Annotated in this window: 20 protein-coding genes and 2 pseudogenes; 13 read left to right on the top strand and 9 right to left on the bottom strand. The window is 55.1% G+C overall.

Annotated features, from left to right (window positions below; translation table 11 throughout):
* Positions 1-167 precede the first annotated feature (167 nt).
* The 4 genes and pseudogenes from F3J44_RS30030 to F3J44_RS28950 form a co-directional block, all read right to left on the bottom strand.
* A pseudogene (locus tag F3J44_RS30030) lies at positions 168-1,105 on the bottom strand (MBL fold metallo-hydrolase).
* A 319-nt stretch (positions 1,106-1,424) separates the two neighbouring features.
* A complete protein-coding gene (locus F3J44_RS28960; protein WP_167277911.1) occupies positions 1,425-2,066 on the bottom strand; it encodes an NAD(P)H-binding protein in 642 nt (213 codons plus the stop codon).
* 138 nt (positions 2,067-2,204) lie between these two features.
* Positions 2,205-3,425, bottom strand: a complete 1,221-nt coding sequence (locus F3J44_RS28955; RefSeq protein ID WP_167277909.1) for an MFS transporter — start codon at positions 3,423-3,425, stop codon at positions 2,205-2,207.
* 113 nt (positions 3,426-3,538) lie between these two features.
* Positions 3,539-4,630 carry an alpha/beta hydrolase gene (locus F3J44_RS28950; protein ID WP_205300252.1) on the bottom strand — a complete coding sequence of 364 codons (1,092 nt, stop codon included), beginning with the start codon at positions 4,628-4,630 and terminating at the stop codon, positions 3,539-3,541.
* Positions 4,631-4,934: 304 nt separating this feature from the next.
* Between F3J44_RS28950 and F3J44_RS28945 the strand changes: the two genes are divergently transcribed.
* Both F3J44_RS28945 and F3J44_RS28940 read left to right on the top strand, forming a co-directional pair.
* A complete protein-coding gene (locus F3J44_RS28945) occupies positions 4,935-5,828 on the top strand; it encodes a LysR family transcriptional regulator (protein ID WP_167277906.1) in 894 nt (297 codons plus the stop codon).
* 609 nt (positions 5,829-6,437) lie between these two features.
* Complete coding sequence (locus F3J44_RS28940; protein ID WP_167277904.1) at positions 6,438-7,499, top strand: GlxA family transcriptional regulator; 1,062 nt, start codon at positions 6,438-6,440, stop codon at positions 7,497-7,499.
* Positions 7,500-7,576: 77 nt separating this feature from the next.
* Here F3J44_RS28940 and F3J44_RS28935 read toward each other — a convergent pair whose 3' ends face one another.
* The 5 genes from F3J44_RS28935 to F3J44_RS28915 form a co-directional block, all read right to left on the bottom strand.
* Positions 7,577-8,632, bottom strand: coding sequence for a proline racemase family protein (locus F3J44_RS28935; RefSeq protein WP_167277903.1), 1,056 nt, complete (start codon positions 8,630-8,632; stop codon positions 7,577-7,579).
* 18 nt (positions 8,633-8,650) lie between these two features.
* A complete protein-coding gene (locus F3J44_RS28930; protein WP_167277901.1) occupies positions 8,651-10,279 on the bottom strand; it encodes a BCCT family transporter in 1,629 nt (542 codons plus the stop codon).
* Between the two features lie 213 nt (positions 10,280-10,492).
* Entirely contained in the window at positions 10,493-11,617 is a 1,125-nt protein-coding gene (locus F3J44_RS28925) for a hybrid-cluster NAD(P)-dependent oxidoreductase (RefSeq protein WP_205300248.1), read from the bottom strand.
* Positions 11,618-11,628: 11 nt separating this feature from the next.
* Positions 11,629-12,885 (bottom strand): SRPBCC family protein, encoded by a 1,257-nt coding sequence (locus F3J44_RS28920; protein WP_167277898.1) that lies wholly within the window; start codon positions 12,883-12,885, stop codon positions 11,629-11,631.
* Between the two features lie 107 nt (positions 12,886-12,992).
* The gene (locus tag F3J44_RS28915) at positions 12,993-13,949 is read right to left on the bottom strand and encodes a LysR substrate-binding domain-containing protein (RefSeq protein ID WP_167277897.1); all 957 of its coding nucleotides are present in this window, start codon (positions 13,947-13,949) and stop codon (positions 12,993-12,995) included.
* A gap of 535 nt (positions 13,950-14,484) precedes the next feature.
* Here F3J44_RS28915 and F3J44_RS28910 point away from each other — a divergent pair.
* The 11 genes and pseudogenes from F3J44_RS28910 to F3J44_RS28860 form a co-directional block, all read left to right on the top strand.
* Positions 14,485-15,636 carry a glycine betaine/L-proline ABC transporter ATP-binding protein gene (locus tag F3J44_RS28910; RefSeq protein ID WP_167277895.1) on the top strand — a complete coding sequence of 384 codons (1,152 nt, stop codon included), beginning with the start codon at positions 14,485-14,487 and terminating at the stop codon, positions 15,634-15,636.
* Positions 15,637-15,685: 49 nt separating this feature from the next.
* Positions 15,686-16,642, top strand: a pseudogene (gene proW, locus F3J44_RS28905) (glycine betaine/L-proline ABC transporter permease ProW); the annotation flags it as partial.
* A 57-nt stretch (positions 16,643-16,699) separates the two neighbouring features.
* Entirely contained in the window at positions 16,700-17,731 is a 1,032-nt protein-coding gene (gene proX / locus F3J44_RS28900) for a glycine betaine/L-proline ABC transporter substrate-binding protein ProX (RefSeq protein ID WP_167277892.1), read from the top strand.
* 92 nt (positions 17,732-17,823) lie between these two features.
* Complete coding sequence (gene dddP, locus F3J44_RS28895) at positions 17,824-19,167, top strand: dimethylsulfonioproprionate lyase DddP (RefSeq protein ID WP_167277890.1); 1,344 nt, start codon at positions 17,824-17,826, stop codon at positions 19,165-19,167.
* A gap of 39 nt (positions 19,168-19,206) precedes the next feature.
* Positions 19,207-20,409: a formaldehyde dehydrogenase, glutathione-independent gene (gene fdhA / locus F3J44_RS28890; protein ID WP_167277889.1), complete on the top strand. Its 1,203-nt coding sequence runs from the start codon at positions 19,207-19,209 to the stop codon at positions 20,407-20,409.
* A 205-nt stretch (positions 20,410-20,614) separates the two neighbouring features.
* Positions 20,615-20,965 carry a cupin domain-containing protein gene (locus tag F3J44_RS28885; RefSeq protein WP_167277887.1) on the top strand — a complete coding sequence of 117 codons (351 nt, stop codon included), beginning with the start codon at positions 20,615-20,617 and terminating at the stop codon, positions 20,963-20,965.
* Positions 20,966-20,982: 17 nt separating this feature from the next.
* A complete protein-coding gene (locus F3J44_RS28880) occupies positions 20,983-21,318 on the top strand; it encodes a RidA family protein (protein WP_167277885.1) in 336 nt (111 codons plus the stop codon).
* Between the two features lie 339 nt (positions 21,319-21,657).
* Positions 21,658-23,049, top strand: a complete 1,392-nt coding sequence (locus tag F3J44_RS28875; RefSeq protein ID WP_167277884.1) for an FAD-binding oxidoreductase — start codon at positions 21,658-21,660, stop codon at positions 23,047-23,049.
* Between the two features lie 11 nt (positions 23,050-23,060).
* On the top strand, positions 23,061-24,029 hold the full coding sequence (locus F3J44_RS28870) for an NAD(P)-dependent oxidoreductase (RefSeq protein WP_167277882.1): 969 nt from the start codon (positions 23,061-23,063) through the stop codon (positions 24,027-24,029).
* Positions 24,026-25,477, top strand: coding sequence for an aldehyde dehydrogenase family protein (locus tag F3J44_RS28865; protein ID WP_167277881.1), 1,452 nt, complete (start codon positions 24,026-24,028; stop codon positions 25,475-25,477). The genes F3J44_RS28870 and F3J44_RS28865 overlap by 4 nt, the downstream gene beginning before the upstream one ends.
* 94 nt (positions 25,478-25,571) lie before the next feature.
* Positions 25,572-25,695: thiamine pyrophosphate-binding protein (locus F3J44_RS28860; RefSeq protein WP_167277879.1), on the top strand; the 124-nt coding region annotated here is incomplete at its 3' end.

Below are 25,695 nucleotides of genomic sequence, written 5' to 3'. Positions count from 1 at the left end.
TGTAGGTGCGGCGCTGAGGGTGCATGGAAAATCCGCTTGATGGGCCAGAAATGGTGTCCACTTAAATTAGGTGGACACCATGGCCTTCGGCGGTTGCGTCAGGAAGATGTGTTGGCCGGACGGATACCGAACATCGGCCAAAAGACACCTCGTTTTAAAGGGGTACATTATTTCCCATTAATCTCAGCTGCAATGGGGTCTTGAGAGCTGTTTTCCCACCAAGCGGTGAACGACTGTTGCCGACCATCCAAAAAGACCAATCGGCCAATTTGTGGAGTCCAAAGGGCGTAGGCATGACCTCGGCTCGCGGCGGTGATACGTTTGAAAGGATCATCCCAGTCATGAGGCGACAGAGAGAACTTCCCCACATGCGTCGGCATCAGCACTTTCGTGTTGAGGTCCTCTGCAGCTTGAGCAGCTTGCTCGGGGTTCATGTGAACGTTAGCCCAGCGCGGGTCGTACTGGCCCATGTCCAGTGCCACCCAGTCGAACGGGCCAAAACGCTTACCAATTTCACTGAAATGACTGGAGTACCCCGTATCGCCACTGAAAAAAACCGGCGACTAGACGAGGTGACTACGAAGCTAACCCAAAGTGATTTATCTCGATTAAAAGTACGACCGGAAAAATGGCGCGCAGGTGTCACGTCAATTTGCAGAGTCGGCGAAACGTCTACATTTTCGTTCCAATCTGCTTCAGTCACAATGCTCGGGTCATAGCCCCAAGCCTGAAAATGTGCGCCAACGCCCAGACCTACCACTACTTTACGGACCTTGCTCTGAAGCGCCTTGATTGAGGGGTAGTCCAGGTGATCGTAGTGGTCATGACTGATCAGCAACACGTCGATAGAGGGCATGTCTTCCGCAGAGTAGATAGACGTCCCGGCAAACGCAGTATTTGCCATGGGGACAGGCGCTGCGTTCTCGCTGAAAACGGGATCAATCAGAATACGCTGACCATCTAGCTGTGCGAAATATGAGGAATGCCCCAGCCACACCACAACGTCATCACTGGGGTTAAGCGCTTTCAAATCCGTCTTGATCGCCGGGATATTACCGACCGGTCGAGGCTGGCCCTTCTCACCAAAAATCGTCTGCGCCCACATGGATATCTCAGACTGATCGGTGGTTTTAAGGGGAGTAGGTACTTGGTTTTGGAACTGCCCGTTCGAATAGTTCAGTGAGTTTTCAATCCGTGCGAGACGCTCGCCATCGGGGAGCTTCCCGAACAGAGGATGTCGCATGTAAGTGATGACACTCACCACCATCAGAACGCCTATGACGGCTAAGCCGGCAAGAATACGAAGAGTTATTCCTTTCATCGTGAAAATACCAACACAAGTGGGTGGATAAGCTCATTGCTCTGCCGTACACGTGATATCGATAAACACGACAGACTGGCCGTATGAAAACCGTACCTGGCTCTCATCGATAAGCAGCAGGTTTGTCGCCATCAGTGTTTGGTTGGCTTACACCGAGATTTTGATCCGCGAACTGAGCTGGATGTGCCACGATGTCTGCGACTAGTCGAGCAAGGCTTGCCCGTGATGTTTCCGTTCCCTTAAATGTTTCGCCCTTACGCGTCAGCTCGTAAACCTCAGTTGGCTTGTTGGTGAGCCATACAGGTCGCAGGACGGTATAAGTCAGGCCTGAGCGTTCGGTTTCCTGAGCTACCTGCAGGTTGATGTCGCGGTCGTCACCAACTCGGCGTTTATCCCAGCTGTTGAAGGGCTCTGGAAGTTCATCGTAGATTCCGCCGGCGCTAGTCACAATGATGTGCTGGGCACCTACTGACTTCATAGCCTGCAGAATGTTGGCCGTTTTGAGAGCGAGGTCGCTGCCGCCCATGGTGCTGATAACGATTTCTTGCCCACGGATAGCACGGGTCAAATCTGACACGTTCGAGGCATCACCCTCGAGTACCGCAACACGATCGCTTTGCATCTCTTGCATCCGACTTGCGCGGCGCAGGAACAAGGTCAGCTTCACATCCTTCTGCGCCAGTAGCCGTGGGATGATTTCTTGCGCCGTATGGCCATTGGCACCGATCAGAATGACGTTTTTCATGCTCGAGACATCCTGGTGAGAGTCTAGGTTATGGCTTCGCTCTGGCGAGCCGGTTTCTGCATAAGAGAACGTCGTCCCAAGAGCAAGGATCGACGCCGCAAAGAATGTGAGGAACGAGCTAGTTCTCATATATGGGCCTCATGCCGAGCGTATAGTTTGTGACCGTGAAGTGAGCAACGTCAGGAATGCAGCGACCAGAAGTACAGTTGCGCTCGCAATAAACGTGCTTCGATACCCACTGTGGTCGAACAGCAGCCCCCCCACCGTTGAGCCCAACGCTATGCAAAGCTGCACCACGGCAACCATCAAACCTCCGCCGGCTTCTGCGTTATTTGGCATCGCTTCGGCAACCCAACTCCACCATCCAACTGGGGCCGCGGTGGCCATAAGTCCCCACAGCCCCAAGAGCACGGCAACCGGAAAGACCCAGGCGCCCAGAGGAATCAGCGCGAGGGCGATCACGGCCATCAATACCGAGATAGTGACTAACGTCCGGTATAGGCCTCGTTTGAGAAAACGGCCTATCAGAGCGGTACCGATAAAACCTGCCACTCCGATAACCAGTAAAACAAGTGACAGCGTCCCTATCCCCACATGAGTCACCGTTTCAAGGAACGGCCGCACATAGGTGAATAGAGCGAATTGCCCCATGAAGAACGCGCCGCTGGCAGCCATGCCCAGGGCAATGGGCCGCTTTTTTAGCAAGCCTAAGACATTGTTGGAGGTCGAATTACCTGCGACAACCCTCATCGAGGGCAAGCTGAACCATTGCCAAGCCAGGACCAGGACGGCAACAGGCACCAAGGCTAAAAAAGCGCCTCGCCAACCGACTATGGCGCCGAGATAACTTCCCAGCGGTGCGGCGATGACAGTCGCCAGCGCGTTACCGCTATTAAAGATCGCGAGCGCTTTGGGCACCTGGTCGCTGGGTACTAGCCTTATTGCGGTCGCTGCGGACATCGACCAGAAGCCCCCAATCACCACACCGATGAGCGCACGACCGATCATGTAGGCGGCGTAGTTCGGAGCCAACGCGACAACGGCTCCCGACACCCCCATCAATGCAGTGAAGCCCAGTAGAATCGCTTTACGATCCATGCTGCCGGCGATCCAAGTAATCGACAGGCTCGTCAGAACAGCGAAGGCCCCTGAAATCGCGATACCTTGGCCCGCCATTCCTTCGGTGATATGCAAGTCGGCAGCAATTGGGGTAAGCAGGCTTACCGGCATGAATTCGGAAGCGACGAGCGCAAAAACGCAGAACGTCATCGCGAACACACCACTCCAGTAGGCGTGCGGTTCACCGTCAATTTGTGAAGCTGCAGAGCCATAAGCGGCGCTGCTCGTTTGATTAGTCATGAGTTACTCGCTGTTCGTGCCAACGAACTGACGCGACTGACCTCACCCATCCGAGCAACGGGGCGGTCAGGTCATTGGCGCTAGAGGTGTTTCAGCTCGTCAGAGTCTTACGTTCAAACAAGGTGTTGCTGGAAGAACGCCGTGAGTTTATCGAAGGGTATCTTGTCCATACGGTCGTACAAGTCGACGTGATCAGCGCTGGGGACGATCACTAGCTCCTTTGGGTTCGAGGCCGCTTTGTAGACATCTTCCGAGTAGTAACGCGAATGCGCATTCTCACCCGCGACCAGCAAAATCGGCCGTGGAGAGATCATTTCGATGTTGGCGTACATCGGAAAACCGAAGAACGACACAGGAGTGGTTGCAGTCCACGCCGTCGTCGAATTGACCCCCCTACGATGGAATCCACGAGGAGTACGGTAGTAATCGAAGAAAATCGCCAAGACAGGGTTCGGATTTTTTGGCAGGTTTTCTGGCAACACCCGCTGCCCTTTCACAATGTTGCCATTTTCATCAAAAGGAACTTCGTGGTAGCCCAACCCAGGCTTACCGAGCTCAGCATCAACCCAGCGCTGTTGGCTCAGGTAATCGAGCACCTTGTGCCGCTGCTCGATGGTATAGCTGTCCTTATAACTGCGACTCATGCTGCGAGACATGTCATACATGGACACAGTCGCGACTGCCTTGATTCGGGAGTCGCTGGTGGCGGCAGTGAGGGCCATACCGCTGTAACCACAAATGCCGATAGCACCTATACGATTTCGGTCCACGTAAGGCAGCAGCCCAAGGAAGTCGATGGCTGCGCTGAAGTCCTCGGTGTTGATGTCTGGAGAGGCGATGTTTCGAGTTTCACCACTGCTTTCGCCTGTGAACGAAGGATCGAAGGCGACAGTGACAAAGCCACGCTCTGCCATCACCTGGGCGTAGAGTCCAGAAGCCTGCTCTTTAACAGCCCCGAACGGACCGCTTACTGCCAACGCAGGGAGTTGCTGGCCTGCAGTGTTTTTAGGGCGATAGAGATCGGCAGCCAACGTAATGCCATAGCGATTTTTGAATGTGACTTTCTTATGGTCGACCTTGTCGCTTTTGGGGAAGGTTTTGTCCCACTTGCTGTCGAGCCGCGCCCCGCCCGAGGCAAACGCCCCATCAGGCAGAACAGCCCCAACAGTCAACGCCGCGATGCCAGTACTGGTCATCCTCAACATCGTGCGACGCCCAACGTCAGGCTTGACCGCTTCCGGACGATCTAATGTGGCTTCAGTATGTTCGGTCATTAGGATCTCCATTGATTTCAACGACTCTCGGAATCGGGAGCCAAGAAGCGCACAACGGCGCACAACGCGGCCGCATGCCCGGTACAACCCTGGGCCCATGCTGCCCCTTAGTAACCCGTATGCGATCCGTTGATGATGACTACAATGGTCTACTTCAAGCGGCAGCCTGACTAGCTACTCAATACTTAAATAAGTTATAAGCTCAGCTAATCAATTACTATGAGATACTAGCCCTATGGCTAAACGTAATTTCAATGACCTCCTCTCGTTCGTCACAGTCGCTCGTGAGGGCAGCTTCACACGTGCAGCTGCGATTTTGGGCGTGACCCAATCAGCCCTTAGTCAGACCGTAAGCGGATTAGAGGCGCGGTTGCAGATCCGGCTGCTAACACGAACCACCCGCAGCGTATCCCTAACCGTTGCTGGCGAGCGCTTGCTGAATGCTATAGGACATCGATTCGACGAGATCGAAGCCGAGCTAGATGAGCTCACGGAGATGCGGGACAAGCCTGCGGGCACGATTAGAATCACAAGCGGCGATCACATCCAGAGAACCTACTTACTGCCCAAGCTAGCGCCATTTTTGCTGCAACACCCCGATATAAACATCGAGTTTGACGTGAGTTACGGACTTCGAGATATTGTCGCAGACCGCTTCGATGCGGGCGTCCGTATGGGCGATACGATCGATAAGGACATGATCGCGGTACCCATTGGCCCCCAGCTACGCATGGCAGTCGCAGCATCTCCCGAATATTTTGCTAAACACCCAAAGCCGAAGACCCCGAAAGATCTCATCCAGCACAGATGCATAAACCAGCGGATGCAATCATCTGGCGGACTATACGTCTGGGAATTTCATAAGAAGGGACGCCAAGTGAATGTTCGAGTGGACGGTCAACTGACGTTCAATACCTCGCCTAACATCGTCGATGCGGCGGTAGCAGGCTTAGGCATAGCGTGGCTTCCTGAGGAAGAGTTCGCACCGCACCTTGACGATGGCCGACTAGTCCGGGCTCTCGAGGATTGGTGTGCTCCGTTCCCAGGCTACTACCTCTACTACCCCAGCAGGCGACAACCCTCTCCTGCCTTTACGCTGGTCGTTAACGCTTTACGCTATCAACATTGAGTAACGTTCACACCGACTGTCACTCAAAAGACAGCTAAAATCTGCAGGGCTACTGGGCTATCGTTCACCGCACGAGTCTTCCAAAAGGCTTAGAAGATCGGTTCAATGGCTAGCCCGTTGGCGTTCGATGCCACGGGACAGGCCCAATTTGACTTAGTTCGCCGAAGCAAGCGTATTCGCCAATTGTCGTCAGATGAGCGCCAAGTTGGCGCAGTTTCGCCCTTCAGTTTCATTGCGATACTGCCTGCGTAGGGACTATAGCATTAACCCAACGATCAGAGGTTGTAAGCCCGATCTCGAGAAACAACCCACCATTGCCTACAGGAGGAAGCATTACAGTCCGTGATGCCCCACTATTTTCCCCCTCCGCTCAGGTTGGCAAAATCTCACCTATCTACCGCTGCGGTCCTCAATTTGTAAGCCTCGAAAAACCGTTGAAACCACCTCGGCATGTCCCTACAAGGCCCGCTGGTACCTGAGCTGCACGCGAACATATAGACGACAGATGGCCGATCGTCCTAAACATCATATTTTTTTAGCCGCATGTGATATCACGGACTAAGATCTGCTCATAGAATCCCGTGCCTTCGATCGATTTGGTGATCCGAGATGATGAGTGGAGATATACCGGCGGGTGAGAACACTTATGAGGTCGCCCCCCTCATAAAGCCTGAGCTTCGCGTGGGCTTCGTGCTTCTCAACCAGTTCACACTAGTACCTGTTGCCGGATTAGTCGACTCTCTCCGATTCGCTGCCGACAAGTCGTTTCGAAGCCAACAATTGTTCTGTCAATGGGACTGGATGACCCTCAACGATGAAGCCATTACTGCCAGTTGTGGGATGCCAATTTCACCCACCAAGCCCCTCAACATGTGGGCCCAGTACGATTACATCGTCATCGCCGGGGGGATGCTTGGCGAAACTCGCAATCCCCCTGATTGGCTGCTCGACGCATTGCGCGACTTGAACAAGGCGGGAGTTCCTATCATCGCTCTATGCTCAGCCTCGTTTGTCCTTGGTAAAGCAGGCCTGCTCGATGGGAAACGGTGTGCGCTGCATTTCACCTTACGCGATGAGTTCAAGGAACGCTTCCCGGCCTCCACGGCAGTGATCGACAAAAGCTATGTGGACGACCGCGGAATCATCACATGCCCAGGGGGAACCGCGATTGATCTGGCAGCTAATCTCATACGTCGCCACTGCGGTGAGGTCCGTGCTCAGAAAGGCTTGGAATACCTTCTCGTCGAGGGGCGAGCTGACGAATCATCAACCACCGCATCTGGCGTATGCGTCTACCAGAACGAGCGGGTACAACGAGCGATAGACTTCATGCGCGCACACCTGGAGTCATCGATGACTCTCAAAGCAGTCGCAGAAGCTGTAGGCACGCACCCTCGCCAACTGCACCGAGAGTTTGTCGCCAATACTCAGGAGCCGCCAGCCAACTACTGGCGAAAGCTGCGACTGGAACATGCACGCCGGCTGCTCGTGAACACGAGCCAGAACATCACTACGATCGCCCTCGCCTGTGGCTTCTCAGACGCTTCCCATTTCATCCTGTGGTTCCGCAAAATCTATGGCGAAACCCCGTATAACTTTCGAAAACGTCGTCATGAAGTAGAACGTTTGGACTGGCACGGCGACCCGGTGGGTCTAGATCCTGACCTCTAGTCAACACACAGCCAAATGAAAACGCCACCCTGGTTGGGGTGGCGTTGTGCTCTTCAGATCGGGACGTAAAAACCGTTCTATTTGGCCCAGATATCACCGATGGTGAAGCCCTCTGTGAATGGATCGTCATGATCCAGCACAAAGGTATTCAGCCCATAAATCCAGCTTGTGCCAGTCACTGTCGGCACCACGGCCTTGTGCTGACCGATCGAAGTCTCATCAATCAGTCGGCCCGTGTAGATGTTGCCGATAATTCCCTGGTGACGGAAATCTTTGTTCAGCGGCAGCTCGCCCTTGGCGTGCAGCGTTGCCATTTTGGCGCTCGTGCCAGTACCGCAAGGGCAGCGGTCAAGAGCCCCTGTCCAGGTTGCTGGATCGTCCCAGGAGAACTCACCAGACGCCATGGTGACGACGTTTTTCCAGTCTGCATTCGGATCTTCAGTAGGTCCGGAGAGCTGCGAGATCGTGATACCCACTCCTGGATAATCGGGGTGCGCAACTGGCAGCTGTTCGATAGCCGCCTCACGAATCATCGAGGAAACTCGCGCAATCTCTGCCCCGTGCTCAGGGATCAGTTCCAGGCCCTTGAACTGGCGGACGTCGGCGATCACGTAGAACATCCCGCCCCAACCCACGTCGACCCGAACTTTGCCCAGGTGGGGTACGTCAATTACGGCGTCAAGGTGAGCAGCAAACGCCGGGACGTTCTGGAAGGTAACTCCTTTGACCTTGCCGTTCCTGCACTCTGCTTTGATACGGATAAGCCCGGCAGGCGCTTCAAGCACCAGTTCAGTGAGCGGCTCTTTCATCGGCAGCAAGCCCATTTCAAGCAGCACAGTTACAACAGAAATAGTGTTACCGCCAGACATCACCGGATATTCAATCTGCTCCATGATGATGTAGCCAGCATCAGCCTCAGGGTGGCAAGGCGGGACGATGATGTTGCAGCAATGCGCCGGATAGCCACGAGGCTCGCGCAGCATGAGCTTGCGCAGCTGGTCATCGTTCTCTTCCAGCCATTTCATCTTGGCGTAAACGGTGTCACCTGGAATGTGAGGAACACCGCCAGTGATAACACGCATTGGAGTACCGGCGTGGGTATCGACAGCGTGAATGGTTCGCTTGAATGACATAGTGGCTCCAACCTTTTCTTATTGAGGGACACGATCTAGCTGAGCTTTTACTTGAGGCTCGACAACAGACGCTGGAGGGATCAGATCTGCGTTCGAGAACAGACTGCGTGTGAGGCTATAGGCAGTAATCAGCATGTAGATCGCGATAGGCAAACCAACCACGATGCTTGCTAGCTGAATCGCTGTTAAGCCGCCCGCCACAATCAGGCTGCCCGCAATTGCTCCTTCTAAAACACACCACATGACCCGATTCCATTTCGGTGAATTGATGGCACCGGATGAGTTGAGTGTGGAGATGACTTGCGTGCCTGCGTCAGCAGCTGTGACGAAATGGACGGCGAGCAAGAAGCAAATCGCGAGGCTCAGGATCCCGCCAATCAGCGGGCCATCTAGCCGGCCGAGGAAAGTGAACATCGCAGTGGTGGTTTCTCGGCGAGTTTCTTCAAGAATAGGGCCGCCATTAAAAGGGCCTACTGCGCCTTGCTCTGCAACAGGAAGGCTGGCGTACGCATGACGTGCCTGTTGCTCATCCTTCAGAGCGGTACCACCGAATACAGACATCCAGATCAGGGTTACCAAGGTAGGCACTACCAATGCCCCACCAATCAGTTCACGGACAGTGCGGCCGCGCGAAATACGGGCGATGAACAGCCCTACGAATGGCCCCCAGGTCATCCACCACGGCCAGTAGAACGCCGTCCACGTCTTCTGCCATGGTGTATTAGCCTGGGCATCGGTCCAGAAACTCAGGCCCACGATGTGCTGAAGGTAGTCACCGGTCGTTTCGAACATCAGGTTCATGATGTAGTTGGTCGGCCCCAGCGCCAGAACAATTCCCATCAGAGCAAGCGAGAGCCACATGTTCAGCGTGCACATGCGCTTCATCCCCTTAGAAACGCCAACCAACAGCGATACAGAGGCGACGAGTGTTACGACCACGATGATGCCAAGCTTGAATGAAAGACTGACTGGGAAGCCAAACACGTGGTTCAGGCCCATGTTGATCTGCTCGACCCCCAGCCCCAGTGCCTGGGAGACACCAAAAGCGGTCACCACAGCACCGATGATGTCGACTGTGTGCCCGATAGGGCCATAGATTCGATTGCCAATCAGTGGATAAAGAATCGACCTCAGCGCCAGCGGCAAGCCTTCACGGTAAGCGAAGTAAGCCAATCCAAGGCCGATGATGGTGAAGATTGCCCACGGGTGTAGTCCCCAGTGCAGCATCGTAATGCGCATGGATACAGTGGCGGCTTCGTCGGTGAAGCCCGGCACGAAAGGGTTATTGGCATAGTGAAGTACAGGTTCGGCCACCGACCAGAAGATCAGACCAACACCCATCCCGGCGCTGAAAAGCATGGAGATCCAGGCAGGGAAGCTGAACTCCGGCTTTTCCTCTGGCCGCCCAAGCTTCAAGGAGCCGTATCGGCTGAAGCCGATGACAATCAGCACACCCAACACACCGCTCACGAGTGCGAGATAAAACCATTTGAAGTTATCAAGGATGGCATCCGAAGCGGTTTTGAAAACCCCGGCAGCTTCTACTCCATAGGTGGCGCAGAAGGCGACGAAAGCCATGACGATAGAAAGCGACCACAAGGTCACGGTCGGGTTCAGGCCCTTTAACAGGCCTTGTTTTGCACGCATCGGCTATATCCTTCTTATTTTTGAAGCGCTGGTAAGCCCAGCTCGGCGTATTCGATGACAGCTATTTACCAATTAAAAAAAGGCCGGTGCTAGGCGCAAGCCATGCACCAGCCAACAACCAGGTAGTTAGCACCTGGAGGACAACGCAGACGTCTCCTAAGGAATTTCATATTGACTGGCGCTCACGCCTTCGTAGCTGGGCGCCGCTTAGAGTTAGAGGTCGACCACCAGATCTGATGTCGGCCGGCTGCAACACAGCAAACGCAGCCCTTTGTCGATCTCCCGCTGGCGGATACCGCCGTTGTGCTTCATCTCGACAGTGCCCTCAAGAATGGCTGTCTTGCAGGTTCCGCATACGCCTTGGCTGCAAGACGAGGGAACCACTGCCCCTGCCTTCTTAGCGGCGCTAAGCACGGTCTGGTCGGGAGTCATGGTGAACTCCTTTCCAGATCGGGCGAGTCGAACGGTGAAAGTGTCTTGTGCAACGCCGGGTGCTGCTGGCTCGGCGAGCGCCTCGACAACCTCCTCGGAATTGATATCAAAGCTTTCTTGGTGATAACGCTTGAGGTCGAACCCGGCAGTACCAAGCAGGTTTCTCACGGCGTCCATGTAGCCCTTAGGCCCACAGGTAAACACCTCCCGATCTTTGAAGTCGGGGATCAACCTTTGCAGTTCTTCGACCGAGAGTCGGCCGACGGACCCCGTCCAATCTGGCTCATCGCCCAACCCTTCGCAGAAGAAAACGGTGCGAAGGCTTGGCATGGAGCACTCAAGTCGCGCCAGCTCATCTCGGAAGATGATGTCTTTCGGCGTACGAGCACTGTGGACAAATACAATATCCAGGTCAGCTTGAAGATCAGCTGCTGCACGGGTCATAGCCATCACTGGCGTCACGCCGGAACCGGCCGAGAGGTACAGCAGTTTCTTCGCCGGCGCCGCGACCGGCGTGAAGATTCCCGCTGGCCCAGATGCCGCAAGAGCGTCTCCGGCACGAAGGTTATCGTGCAACCAATTAGAGACCGCGCCTCCCGGTACACGCTTCACCGTGATGGAGAACGTGAACGGCCTGGTAGGCGTCGACGACAAGGTGTAGCAGCGAGAGACGCTCTGACCTTCAATCACAGGGGAGATGGTCAGGAATTGCCCCGGCTCATAAGCCAAAGCGTGATAGTCCGGACAATGGAAGATGAAGGTCTTCACGTCGTGCGTTTCGTCCACAACGTTTAGGCATTCAATCCGCTTGCTTTCGCCGCTTGCCCACTGCACACCGAAGGCAGCCCAATGGTCAGTGTCGGCAAAACGCTGATCAGCCCGGAGGCTAGCAATATTCTCGACCATACCCATCACCGTCAAATCCCGTTAGCTGCGAGACGAGTGGAATACCAGCGAGCAAACTGGTCCACGTACGGCTCGGTGAATTCTGAATAAGGACCAGGCACGAAGCCAGGATCTTGGGTACCGCTGTGAGTAATGGCAACCAGGCTTGCATCCTGCTGCGTGGTAGCAATCCACACCTCGGTCAAGCGTTGCAGATCGTAATCGACACCTTCTACGGCATCCTTGTGCACCAGCCACTTGGTTCGCACCATGGTGCGGTCCGGCGACAGAGGGAAAATCCAGCTGATCATCGCGTGATCGCTCATCACGTGAGACCAGGCGTTGTTGCCCCACATGTGCGTATCGCCAAGATCACGACGAGTCAGGTTACCGAGCAGCTTGGTACAGGCCACTTTGGTGTCCAGCGTCTGCGATTCACCACTACCGGCAATGATCATGCGCTGAGTGCGGAATTGAGTAGGCGCATCGTCTGCCAACTGCTCGTATGTTTCATACAGCAGGCCTTCGCTCTCCCAATTAGCTTCGATGCCAGCTTTGCGAACCTGGTAGGCATCGTAGGAGGCGCGCTGCTCTTCGTTCATTTCCTCAAGGCTGACGCCCAGGTCTTCCGACTGGTAGGAGACGATCAGCTCAGGATGAGTACCTTCGCAGTGATAGCACTCGCGGTTGTTCTCCATTACCAGCTTCCAGTTGCCGTTCTCGACATAATCGAGTTCGTAGGCAATCTTGGTGTTGGTAAGGTCGAACGGTTCAAAGCGCGGACGCATGACTTCAGCCATGACGTTGATATCTTCAGGCGGATTGTCGCTCAGACACACAAACACGTGAGTGCCGATGACTTCGCAGTGCACTGGGATCAGGCTGCGACACTCAGGGTCGAATGCCTTACCCATGTGCTTGGCATGTTTGAGGCTGCCATCCAGGTCATAGGTCCACTGGTGGTATGGGCACACCAGCATGCCGACCGTTGATTTACCCGCCTCTTTAAGGCGAGCACCACGGTGACGACATACGTTTCGGAAGGCGCGCACCTGCTCGTCGTCATCCCGTACGACGATGATCGAGGCTTTGCCAATGTCAACGGTGTAGACATCGCCAGGCTCTTCAACATCGGCGGTGACGGCAACAAGAATCCAGTGGTTATGGAAGAAGACGTTGAGGTCGTTTTCAAATACGTCCTGGCGACTGTAGAGTTCGCCAGGCATACCGAAACCAGGCTTGCGCGAATCCAGCAATTCGCGATGCGATTTGATAGGGGAAGTGCTCATTATAATCCTCACGGGCTCTTATTTTTAGTTCGCCAGGAACGACTAAATTATTCGAGCCCAAGAGAGTTACGTCAAAGCACTATTTTTCCAAAATGCATAACCTAAGGTTATTCACGAACCAGTTGATTGGTGACTGGCACTGCTTTGCTCTGCAACCACTGGACAATCGCAGTGACGTTAGGGGTTACCGTGTGACCATTGGGGAGAACAAGATAGTAGGATTCCTTGGGCCGAACGACGAACGGCTCCAACTTTACCAATGCGCCATTGTCTATGTAGTGATCGACCATTCGCCCCCAGCCCAATGCAATGCCATAACCGTTCAAGGCCGCATGAATCACATCGGTATAGAGACTGCTGCGCAAATTGATGTTCAACCGCCCCGAAGGCATCCCCAGCTCTTTAAACCAGCTCGGCCAGGTCACCCACCCTTCTGAGGTCGAGTCAGCGTCCAGCAAGCCCGCCCTAGCAAGCTCTTCAAGGCTAGAAGGCATGGGGTTTCGCGCAAGCCAAGCAGGCGAGCAGACCGGGAACACCTCCTCCTCAAAAAGCAAAATAGACTCACCATCAGGCCAATGGCCGTTGCCGAACCGGATGTCCATATCATAATCAGGAGCACGCAAGCCGCCCGAAAACATCTGAGTAGACAGCCGCAACCTCACATGAGGCAAAGCGTCAACCAGGGTGTTGATGCGCGGCATGATCCGGAACTGTGAAACCGGCGCCGTAGAGGCCAGCACGATCTCTTCCTTCTCGCTCCCTTGGACAACCTGATCGAAGCCACTGGCGATATTTTGCAGGGCATCAGAGATGATCGCAAAAAGCGTTTCCCCCGCCTCGGTCAGGTAGATGCTGCGGTGCATGCGCTGAAACAGCTGCACCCCGACATTGTCCTCCAAGACCTTGATTTGCTTACTGACCGCGGCTTGCGAGACCCCCAACTCCTTGCCGGCCAAGGTGAAGCTGTTCAGGCGCGCGACCGATTCAAATTGCAACAACGCCGTCATGGACGGGATGATGCGCCGATACCCTTTTTGCTTAGCGCCAGGCTCTTGATTGTTCATTGTTGTCTCGACAAGGCATGCCCTAACTCGCCAGACCAGCTCGCACCAAATGATAATGATTCATATTTACTGGCATCGAGCGGATCCATTCCGCTTATGATGAAATCAGTTTTTGGCTGTTCTGGATATAAAAATAACCATCACCAGCGATGAAAAATGTGAATCCTTGAGTCGAGAATTTCACCAACTATAACCCCAAGGTTATTTAGGGATAACCCCAAGTTCTTCAAACTCGCATCGGACATTTCGGACACCACTTGAAGACCTAAACGTTATATTTTTAGACCTCAACGTACAATTCCACTAGCCTTTTGTGGCCTAGAGTAAATTACGTAAAAGGTAAGCCACGTTCACCTCCATCACGAGACGAAGCCCTCTTACTTACCCAGCTACCTAACAATCAAGTGCAGCCATCGCACAACATTGCTTCACTCTGTAATAGCTCCTAAAAATGGAGCAGCCTGCCAGTCGTGTAACCTGTTTCATACCAAGGAGGGTTACGCTTGCTGATGACAAATATAATAAAGAGGGTCGTATGAGTGATAACAACGAAATCCTTTCGGTAAAGCACATCTATAAGGTTTTCGGGCCCGACCCTAAAACCGCGATGGATATGCTCCGCCAAGGTGCAAACAAAGACGAAATCTTCAAGAAAACCGGGCATGTGGTTGGCGTATTTGACGCCACCTTTTCGGTCAAGCGCGGAGAAATTTTCGTAATCATGGGCCTGTCCGGCTCAGGCAAATCCACCATGGTACGGCTCTTCAATCGCTTGATTGAGCCAACCTCTGGCAGCATCCATCTGAATGGACGCGAGATCACTGGCCTCTCAGATAAAGCCCTCCTCGACGTACGTCGCAAAGGGATGGCAATGGTATTCCAGTCGTTTGCCCTGATGCCGCACATGAGCGTGCTGGAAAACACCGCGTTCGGCCTTGAGATCTCAGGCGTGCCGGCTAGCGAGCGCCACGCGCGGGCACGAGAGGCATTGAGCCAGGTCGGGCTCGCTGCCCATGAGAATAGTTATCCTCATCAGCTTTCCGGCGGGATGCAGCAGCGGGTAGGTCTGGCCCGGGCGCTGGCGAACGATCCCGATATCCTGCTGATGGACGAAGCCTTCTCGGCGCTTGACCCGCTGATCCGCAGCGAGATGCAAGGCGAGTTGATCAAGCTGCAAGCCGAGCAACAGCGCACCATCATCTTCATTTCCCATGACATCGAAGAAGCCATCCGGATCGGCCATCGGATCGCGATCATGGAAGGCGGGCGCGTCGTGCAAATTGGTACTCCCCAGGAATTGATTAGCCAGCCCGCCAATGAGTACGTCCGCACCTTCTTCAAGGGGTTCGATAGCTCTCGGATCCTGCGAGCGGGCGATATCGCCAAGCTCGATCCAGAAACCGTGTGCCGAGTAAACGGCAAGGCGCCACAGCTCAACTCGGGCGTGCCTTTTAATTACCTGGTTGATGAACACAACCAGCTTCTGGGCGTAGTCGAGAGTCATAGCGTTATCGAAGATCGCTGCCGAGTGCACGAGCAGCAACCCATCTACACAGATACCCCGCTACACGAAGTGTTGAGCCTTGCAGCTAACCTCCCTTACCCAGTACCCGTCCTCGATCGAAACGGAGCGCTGGCAGGGACTCTGTCCAAGAGCCAATTACTCCAGACTCTGAGTCGTAACTGAGCCCCTGTCAGCATGCGATGCGTGTACTGAAAAACAAAAAAGGTAAGCCGCGATGTCTGAGTTCAGCCTTCTTGATCCGTTTCAATCCGCGACCATCCCCCTGGGTGACTGGGTGCAAAGCACCCTCAACTACATGGTCCACAATTTCCGCGATGTGTTCCGCGCGATCCGCTGGCCCATCGATCAAGTGCTCAACAGCATTGAGTGGACGCTGCAAAGCATCCCGCCAAGCATCGGAATCTTGCTTTCTGCACTACTTGGTTGGCAGCTGGCTGGCAAGCGAATGGCTGCCCTGTGCTTTGTAACCTTGACCTTACTAGGGCTTATCGGCGTGTGGTCTGAATCGATGACTACACTCGCATTAGTCCTGACGTCAGTTTTCTTCTGCGCGGTGATTGGTATCCCACTGGGAATCCTCAGCGCTCGTAGCAATAGAACTGAACGCATCGTTCGGCCTGTTCTGGATGCGATGCAGACATTGCCAGCATTCGTTTACCTGGTTCCAGTGGTGATGCTGTTCGGGATCGGCAACGTACCAGGTGTGCTGGTGACGATCGTGTTTGCCCTCCCCCCGCTCGTACGTCTGACCAACCTAGGTATCCGGCAAGTCGCGGAGGAAAAAATCGAGGCTGCTCGTGCCTTCGGATGCACTCCGTGGCAGATGCTGGTGCGGGTCCAATTGCCGTTGGCGACATCGACCATCATGGCCGGCGTTAACCAGACACTGATGCTTTCACTCTCGATGGTCGTTATTGCCTCAATGATTTCCGTAGGCGGCCTCGGTCAGATGGTTTTGCGAGGGATTGGCCGGCTGGACATGGGTGTAGCTACTGTTGGGGGAATCGGCTTGGTGCTCCTCGCAGTGTTCCTTGATCGCCTGACACAGGCCATGGGTGAACGCAGTAGCAGCGACCCAAGCCGGCGCTGGTATCACACCGGCCCAATCGGCGTGGTTCTGCGAGTTGTTGGCGCAGGCCCGACTCCAACTCCTCGCACGACCGCCTGAAAAATCACAGATTCGATCAGTTGAACCGCAACAACAATCATAAAAAGGTATACGACGATGTCTCAGATCACCCTCCCCCGAGCATTCCTGAAGAGCCTCGCAGTCTGTGCAATCAGCTTCGCTTCGGTCTACGCCAATGCCTCCTATGAAAAACCGGGCGATGGCGTGACCGTCAGGCCATCGTACCCGCTGGCCATGGAAGAGCGCGTACTCGGTGAAGTGGTCATCGCCGGCTTGAAGGAACTGGGCTACGAGGTAAAAACGCCGAACGAAACCGAGATCCCGACCATGCTGTTGTCGGTCAGCTACGGGGACGCAGACTACACGGTAAACCTGTGGGAAAAACTGCACGCGAGCTTCTATAAACGCGCAGGCGGCGACGACACCATGGTGCGCGTGGGCGACATGGTGCCAGGACTGGTGCAGGGCTACATGATCGACAAGAAAACGGCTGAGGCGCACAACATCAAGTACCTCACCGACATGAAAAAGCCGGAAATCGCCAAGCTGTTCGACACCGACAACGATGGCAAGGCTGACCTCACGGGCTGCAACCCAGGCTGGGGGTGTGAGCTAGTCATTGAGCACCACCTCAAAGCCTATGGCCTCAATGGTTCCATCAATCATGTGCGCGGGTCCTACACCGCCCTGATCGCTGACACTATTGCCCGTTTCAATGAAGGTCAGCCTGTTTTCTACTATGCCTGGCTGCCACAGTGGGTAGGTGGAATTCTTGTCGAAGGCCGCGACGTGGTGTGGCTGGAGGTGCCCAACACCGACCTTCCGGATGGCGACAAAAATGCCGCGGATACCACCTACAACGGAAAGAATCTTGGTTTTGCCAAGGACAAGGTTGAGGCGGCCATCAACAAAGATTTCGCAACGAAAAACCCCGCCTTGGTCAAGTTCCTTTCCCAAGTGCAGATCCCTGCTGGTGACGTATCCGCAGAGAATTTCAAGCTGCATGAGGGCGAAGACAAGATTGTAGACATCCAGCGCCACGCCAAGGACTGGATTGCTGCACATCGACAAACCTTTGATGGATGGTTGGAGGCTGCGCGCAAAGGCGCGGCTGTCTCTGATCGCTAACCTGCGTGAGTCAAGGCTTAGATCATTCGTCGGGTGCTCCCTACACAAGGTGTCTGGGGGCGCCTAAGGAATTGTTAGCGGGGGTATCCATAATGAGTTCGCCGTTTTCGATAGCTTCTGATGCACGCCGTATTGATCCTTCCAGACAGCGCGCCGCTCTACTTAAACGTGATGGTTCAGTTGACGATAACGACCGGGTTGAAATCGGCCCCACTCCCCTGGCATTTGCTGAATGGAAAGCTCTGGGACTGCAAACACCCCATCTCCCAACCATGCGCGAATACCGGCTGCGACGCTTGCAAGAAGAGTTGGTAAAGAAGGATCTGGCAGGGATTCTGTTGTTCGACCCGCTCAATATTCGCTACGCCACCGATACGACCAACATGCAGCTGTGGACCACCCATAACCCAGCGCGGGCCTGCTTCGTCAGCGCCAGTGGCCACGTTGTGCTTTGGGACTTCCACGGGTGCGGGCATTTATCTGCACACCTGCCGCTGGTGAGCGAACTGCGCAGTGGTGCATCGTTCTTCTACTTCGAAACCGGTGAACATACCGAACAGCACGCCAAGCGCTTCGCGGCGCAAATTGACGAATTGATGCGTGTCCACGCGGGCAACAACCGTCGATTAGCTGTGGACCGAATCGAGGTTTCTGGCTTGCGGGCATTGGATGCCTTGGGTGTCGAAGTGCACAGCGGACAGGAAGTGACAGAGTTCGCACGGGTGATTAAGGGCCCGGACGAGATCCTGGCCATGCGCTGTGCAGTTGCGTCATGCGAGGCATCGATCGCTGAAATGCGCCTGGTCATGCGCCACGGTGCTACCGAAAATGACGTATGGGCAGCACTTCACGCGGGCAACATTCGCCGTGGTGGCGAATGGATCGAAACCCGCATCCTCAGTTCCGGACCTCGTACCAACCCTTGGTATCAAGAGTCTGGCCCCCGCGTCCTGAGCGATGGAGATCTGCTTTCTTTCGATACCGATCTGATCGGTGTTTACGGCTTCTGCGTAGACATGTCTCGGAGCTGGATTTGCGGTGAACGACAGCCTACTGCGGAGCAAAAACGTCTGTACCGCATTGCGCATGAACACATCACTTTCAACACCCAACTGGTACGTCCGGGCATCAGCTTCGCGGAACTCACCGCTAATGGGCATCGGCTGCCTGAGTCCTGCCGGCAGCAGCGCTACGGCGTCATGTTCCATGGCGTCGGCCTATGCGATGAGTACCCCTGCATCCGCTATCCAGAAGACTTCGAGTCTCATGGGTACGCCGGCGTACTAGAACCCGGCATGGCGCTTTGTGTTGAAGCGTATATCGGTGAGGTTGGTGGGCGTGACGGCATCAAGCTTGAGAATCAGCTCCTCGTTACCGAGACCGGTTGCGAGGTGCTGACTCATTACCCGTTTGAAGACAGCTTCCTGAAGGACTGAATTCAAATGGCTAGACCTTTGACGAAGGAGAAGTAAGTCATGAGTGCAAGCAACAGAGGCGTCGTGTATCTGGGCGCAGGTAAAGTCGAGGTTCAGCACATCGACTATCCGAAAATGCAGGATCCGCGCGGCAAGAAGATCGAGCACGGCGTCATCTTGAAGGTGGTCTCCACCAACATTTGCGGATCTGACCAGCACATGGTTCGTGGTCGTACCACTGCCCAAGTCGGCCTGGTACTCGGCCATGAAATCACCGGCGAAGTTATTGAGCTGGGTCGTGATGTTGAGCGCCTGAAGATCGGCGACCTGGTATCGGTGCCGTTCAACGTCGCGTGCGGGCGTTGCCGTTCATGCAAAGAGATGCACACCGGGGTGTGCCTCACCGTCAACCCGGCCCGCGCCGGTGGCGCCTACGGCTACGTCGACATGGGCGACTGGACCGGTGGCCAGGCCGAATACGTACTGGTGCCTTACGCGGACTTCAACCTGTTGAAGTTGCCGGACCGCGACAAGGCCATGGAGAAGATCCGCGACCTTACATGTCTGTCCGACATCCTGCCGACGGGCTACCACGGCGCCGTTACCGCAGGAGTTGGTCCGGGCAGTACGGTTTACATTGCCGGTGCTGGGCCAGTCGGCCTGGCCGCTGCTGCGTCAGCTCGCCTGTTGGGCGCTGCTTGCGTGATCGTCGGTGACCTGAACCCATTGCGTCTGGCGCATGCTAAAGCTCAGGGCTTTGAGGTGGTTGATCTGTCCAAGGACACTCCGCTGCATGAACAGATCATCGACATTCTTGGTGAGCCGGAAGTGGACTGCGCCGTCGATGCGGTAGGTTTCGAAGCCCGTGGCCACGGCCACGAAGGTGCCAAGCACGAGGCTCCGGCTACCGTACTCAACTCGCTGATGCAGGTGACCCGCGTGGCGGGCAACATCGGTATCCCAGGCTTGTATGTGACCGAAGATCCAGGCGCGGTGGATGCTGCTGCCAAAATCGGCGCCCTGAGCATCCGCTTCGGCCTGGGCTGGGCCAAGTCGCATAGCTTCCACACCGGCCAGACCCCGACCATGAAGTACAACCGCCAACTGATGCAAGCAATCATGTGGGATCGGATCAATATTGCCGAGATCGTAGGCGTTCAAGTCATCAGTCTTGACCAAGCCCCTGAAGGTTACGGCGAGTTCGATGCTGGTGTGCCCAAGAAATTCGTGATCGATCCGCACAAAACGTTTAGCGCAGCGTAACTAATCGTCGGTGTACCACCTGTCTCTCTTTGAGCGCGATGGGTGGTGCACAGCAATACGCTACAGCGATCGTGTGATAAAAGACGTATTGGATGCATGGTCATTCAATCGTTCTCTGAGCACTTCTTTCCTTCTTCTAGATTTTTAGGTGAGAGCCTCTAGGGCTCCTTCACTTATTAACCCGAGCTAAACCGGAAAAGCCGCAATGACCCAAGTTCTAACCGTAGTACGTCAAGCTGAAAACTCTCCCCTGGGTGAGATGGCTCCTGCCAAGCTTCCAATTGGAGATGTAGTCGCTCATGCCGCAACCGGCCAGCATCAAACGGATGAGGCTGTAAACGCCAGCATTGGTGTATGGGAAAGCACTCCAGGTGTATTTCGACGCCACCTGAAGAACCGGGAGTTCAGCCACATCATCAGCGGCTCTTGCACCTTCACCCCCGACGGCGGCGAGCCGGTGGAACTGCGCGCTGGCGATGCCGTTCTGTTCCCAGAGAATTGTGAAGGCGTGTGGAACATCCATGAAGCCCTTCGCAAAACCTACGTCCTGTTCTGAGTTTTGAGGGTAGCCAAATGATTCAACGCATCAACCCCGGAAAACGGGCAAGCCAAATGGTCTTGGTGGACGGCCGTATCGAAACCTCGGGCATCGTGGCCAAAGACCTCGACGGAGATATTTCGGAACAAACTCGTTGCGTTCTAGCTCAACTCGACGACTGGCTGGCCCAGGTTGGCGCGACTAAAGCCGACCTGACCCGCGTTCAGATCTGGCTCGCAGACATGAGCGAGTTTGAAGGTATGAACGAAATATACGATGCCTGGGTGGGAGATCAGCCTCCGGCACGCGCATGTGTAGGAGCGCAGCTAGCGCTCCCCGGTTATCGTATCGAAATTCAGGCATTTGGCTGATCAGCCGAAGTGAACCGATGAATTGACGTCCGTTGAAATCGTGAGGTTTTGACGGACCTAATTTATATGCATAACGCAAAATTCGACGTGTATCAGAAAAGCATTCACTACGATACTTTTTCTAACTCAGCCCTGCTTCTCAAAGATACCGCTCAATAATCTAGCCCTCAAACAACCTCAGGTTATGATTCGGACGGCTCTCGGTTATATATATCAGCCTCAGCGAGAACCGAATAGCACAATTGTTATATTTTAATATCAATTGTCATATCCATTACAGCCGATAGCCAATGCGTCACGCATCATATTTCAAAACAACATGCACTCGAAGGCACGCATATGTACCGTGGATTCTGGTATGCCCAGGCGCTCGACCTGGACAGCGATCTGGCCCCTGCTTTGCAAGATTCGATTCAAGCTGATGTCTGTATCGTCGGCGGAGGCTTCCTAGGCCTGTGGTCATCCATCCGCTTGAAACAGGCGCATCCGGAAAAAACAATCGTAATCGTAGAACGCGATCGTTGTGGTTCGGGCGCCAGTGGACGCAACGGTGGTGTTGCCACAAACTGGTGGGGCAAATACCTGTCGGTTCGCACCATCTGCGGCGATGTCGAAGCGCGACGCATCTGTGAAGCCGCTGAGTCGGCCATCGATGAAATCGGCAGTTTCTGCCAAGAGCACGGTATCGATGCTCAATATCGCAAGGACGGTTGGCTTTGGACTGCCACTAACCAGCGGCAGATGGGGTCCTGGAAGGTACTGACCGATGGCCTTCAGAAGCTCAATGTCAACCCGTTCCAAGAGTTGGATCGTGAGACTATTCGCGGTCGCGTAGGCTCACCACTGGTTCTGGGCGGCATCTATGACCCGAACGCCGCCACTGTACAGCCCGCAATGCTGGCTCGCGGGCTTCGCCGCGTCGCCCTGAAACTCGGCGTTAAAATCTTCGAAAAATCTCCATTTACTCACCTGGAGCGTGGCAAGAACCCAGTGGTTCACACGGCTATGGGACGAGTGAAAGCAAATCATGTAGTCCTCGCACTCAACGCTTGGGGCGCACAGTTCCCAGAACTCCGCCGCATGATCGCGATCATGTCCAGCGACATGGTAGCCACTGCCCCGGTTAAGGCGAAGCTTGACGCCATCGGCTTCAGCGGCGGCGAGTGTATGACCGATTCGCGGACCGTGCTGAACTACTGGCGCAATACACCCGATGGCCGTGTCGTGTTCGGCAAGCCACTCGGCCAGTTCGCCTACGCCGGTCGCATTGGCAACCTCTACGAGAAGCCGTCGCCGGCCGCTGACAAGGTTGCTGCAGAACTGCGCCGCCTCTACCCACAACTGCAAGATGTACCCGTCGTCAGCAGTTGGACCGGGCCAATCGACCGAGCCATGAAAGGCTTGCCGAACTTCGGATATCTCGATCATCACCAGACTGTCAGCTACGGCATTGGCTTCTCGGGCAACGGCGTGGCCACAACAGTGTTCGCAAGCCGCATCATCAAATCGCTGGCCACCCACGCCAATGACGAGTGGGCCAACTGCGGTCTGGTCAACCAGAAGATGAAGCTGCTGCCGCCAGAGCCGTTCCGCTTTTTTGGCGCTCACATGGTGCGTGATGCCCTTGTGCGCAAGGAATCGCTGGAAGATCACGACCAGGACGCCGGCTTCATCACTCGCCAGCTGGTCAGCATGGCTCCCGCCGGCTATGTGCCGGCGCAGAAGAAATAAGGAACAAGATCATGAGCGAACATATCGTCTTCCTCGACGACGACGGCTTGGCGCCCTCCACAACTTTGAAGCGCCCGGACTGTGAACACACCTGGCAGCAGTTTTCTTACACCCATCCTGACCAGGTGCTGGAGCACCTGAAGGATGCCACCGTTGCGCTGACCTGTAGCGTACCGCTGCGTGAAGAGCACCTGCGCCAGCTGCCTAAGCTGAGAATGATCTCTCTAGCACTGACCGGTCGGGACATTGTCGACGTCGAGTACTGCGAGGCTCACGGTATCGAGGTATCGAGCGTACCTGGTTACGCCGCAAATACTGTGGCTGAACATAGCCTGGCTATGATTCTCGAACTGTTCCGTCGACCTGCCGCATTCACTCGACTGATGCGCCAAGTACATGCCGGTGAGAAACCGCACCAAAATATCTACTTCAACCATCGCATCAGAGATGTGCGCGACAAACAACTCGCCATCATCGGAAGCGGCCCAATCGCTATGCGCCTTGCGCACCTTGCGCGCGCGTTCGGCATGCAAGTGCTGTTTGAAGACAGAGGCGGTAAGCGCCCAGGTCCTGATTGCAGGCCTATGGCTGAACTGCTCAAAACCTGTGATGTACTCTCTATCAATTGCCCGCTGACGCCAGAAACCTACAATCTGATCGACTCCCCGCAGTTGGCGTTGATGAAGCAGGATGCAGTCATTGTCAACACGGGCCGTGGTGGAGTAATCAACGAGAACGCACTGATCGAGGCTCTGCAAAACGGCCGCCTGGGCGGCGTGGCCTTGGATGTAGTCGAGGTAGAGCCGCTTCACCCAAGTAATCCGTTGTTCCAGCTCATTGAACGCGATGACTTCCTGCTTAACCCGCACATCGCTTGGAGCAGTGAAGATGCGATGCAGCAGCTGATGGACAGCGCAGTAGACAACATCAGCGACTTCGTCGCTCGCCAAGCCAACGCAAAGAGGATCCGTAGCGCATGACTATCCCAACCAAAAGCAGCTTCGTAAACGGCGCTTTCGTTGCCCTGGATAGTGGCGCTGACATCCTTGAAAACCGTAACCCTTCCAACCCAGCCGAAGTTATTGAACGCTTTGAGCGCGCTGACCAGCAACTCACCGAGCAAGCTATCGCTGCCGCTCGCCGCGCTCAGCCGAACTGGGCGCGAAGCAATCCACAACAGCGTGCAGACGCTTTGGATTTCATTGGTACTGAGATCCTCGCTCGTCGCCAGGAACTCGCCCAGTTGCTGGCTCAGGAAGAAGGCAAGATCGTACGTGAAGCCCTAGGCGAGGTTGACCGAGCTGGACGGTCGTTCAAATTCTACGCCCAGGAAGCCCTGCGCGCCGAAGGTGAAAAGTACCAGTCAGTGCGCCAGGACGTTGGCATCGATGTGTTCACCCAGCCGCTGGGTGTCATTGGCATCATCGCGCCGTGGAACTTCCCGATTGCCATTCCAGCGTGGAAGATCGCGCCCGCGCTGTGCTTCGGCAACTGCGTGGTATTCAAGCCTGCCGAGCTAGTCCCCTCCTCGGCCTGGGCTCTGGCCGAGATCATCTCGCGCTCGGGATTGCCTGCTGGCGTTTTCAACATGCTAATCGGCCCTGGACGTAGCGTAGGCGATACCATTATCCGCTCTCCAGAGGTCGACGGCATCAGCTTCACCGGCTCGGAAAACACCGGTCGCCAGATCGCCAAGCTCGCAGCTGAAGGCATGAAGAAGGTTCAGCTGGAGATGGGTGGCAAGAACCCACTGATCGTGCTGGATGACGCGGATCTCGAACAAGCCGTGGACGTCGCTCTGAATGGTTCGTTCTTCAGTACCGGCCAGCGTTGCACTGCCAGCTCTCGCGTTATCGTTACTGAGGGCATTCATGATGCGTTCGTGGCACGCCTGGCCGAGCGTACCCGTGCTCTGAAAGTAGGGGATGCATTGCAATCCTCCACCGACATCGGTCCAGTCGTGAATGGTCGCCAGTTGGAGCAGAACCTGTCTTACGTAGCCAGCGGCCGTGAGCAGGGCGCAAAGCTGGTCTGTGGTGGCGAACACATCGAGAATGCATCGGGTGCCTATCTCTTCACCCCTGCACTGTTCACCGAAGTGACTCCCGAAATGCGCATTTATCGCGAAGAGATTTTTGGCCCAGTACTGAGTGTGCTGAAGGTCCGCGATTATGAGGAAGCTTTTGCCGCAGCTGAAGATACCCAGTTTGGCCTTTCTGCCGGGATTGTGACCACTTCGCTTCGTTATGCGGAGCACTTCAAGCGTAACAGCTCCGCTGGCATGGTCATGGTTAACCTGCCAACCGCAGGTGTGGATTACCACGTCCCGTTTGGCGGTAATGGCGCTTCGAGCCTCGGCTCCCGTGAGCAAGGTACTCATGCTCGCCAATTCTTCACTCGCGTCAAGACTACGTACCAGCTGGCCTGATAGCCCACCTGTATCCGATGACCACCCACGGGGCCGCTTGCGGTCCCGTGGGTTCTGCTGCGCCTAATACTCTGAATTTGAGGTTACAAGAAAAATGGCCAAGGCCGCCGATGTCGTTGTGCAATGCCTGGAAAACGAAGGTGTCGAGTATGTGTTCGGTATTCCTGGTGAGGAAAACCTCGACCTGCTGGAATCCCTGCGCAAGTCGAAAATCAAGC

It is taken from the genome of Pantoea sp. Tr-811 (assembly GCF_011752535.1).
Lineage (GTDB): Bacteria > Pseudomonadota > Gammaproteobacteria > Pseudomonadales > Pseudomonadaceae > Aquipseudomonas.
Note: the sequence above shows the minus strand (reverse complement) of the source record. Positions and strands in the feature narration are given on the sequence as shown.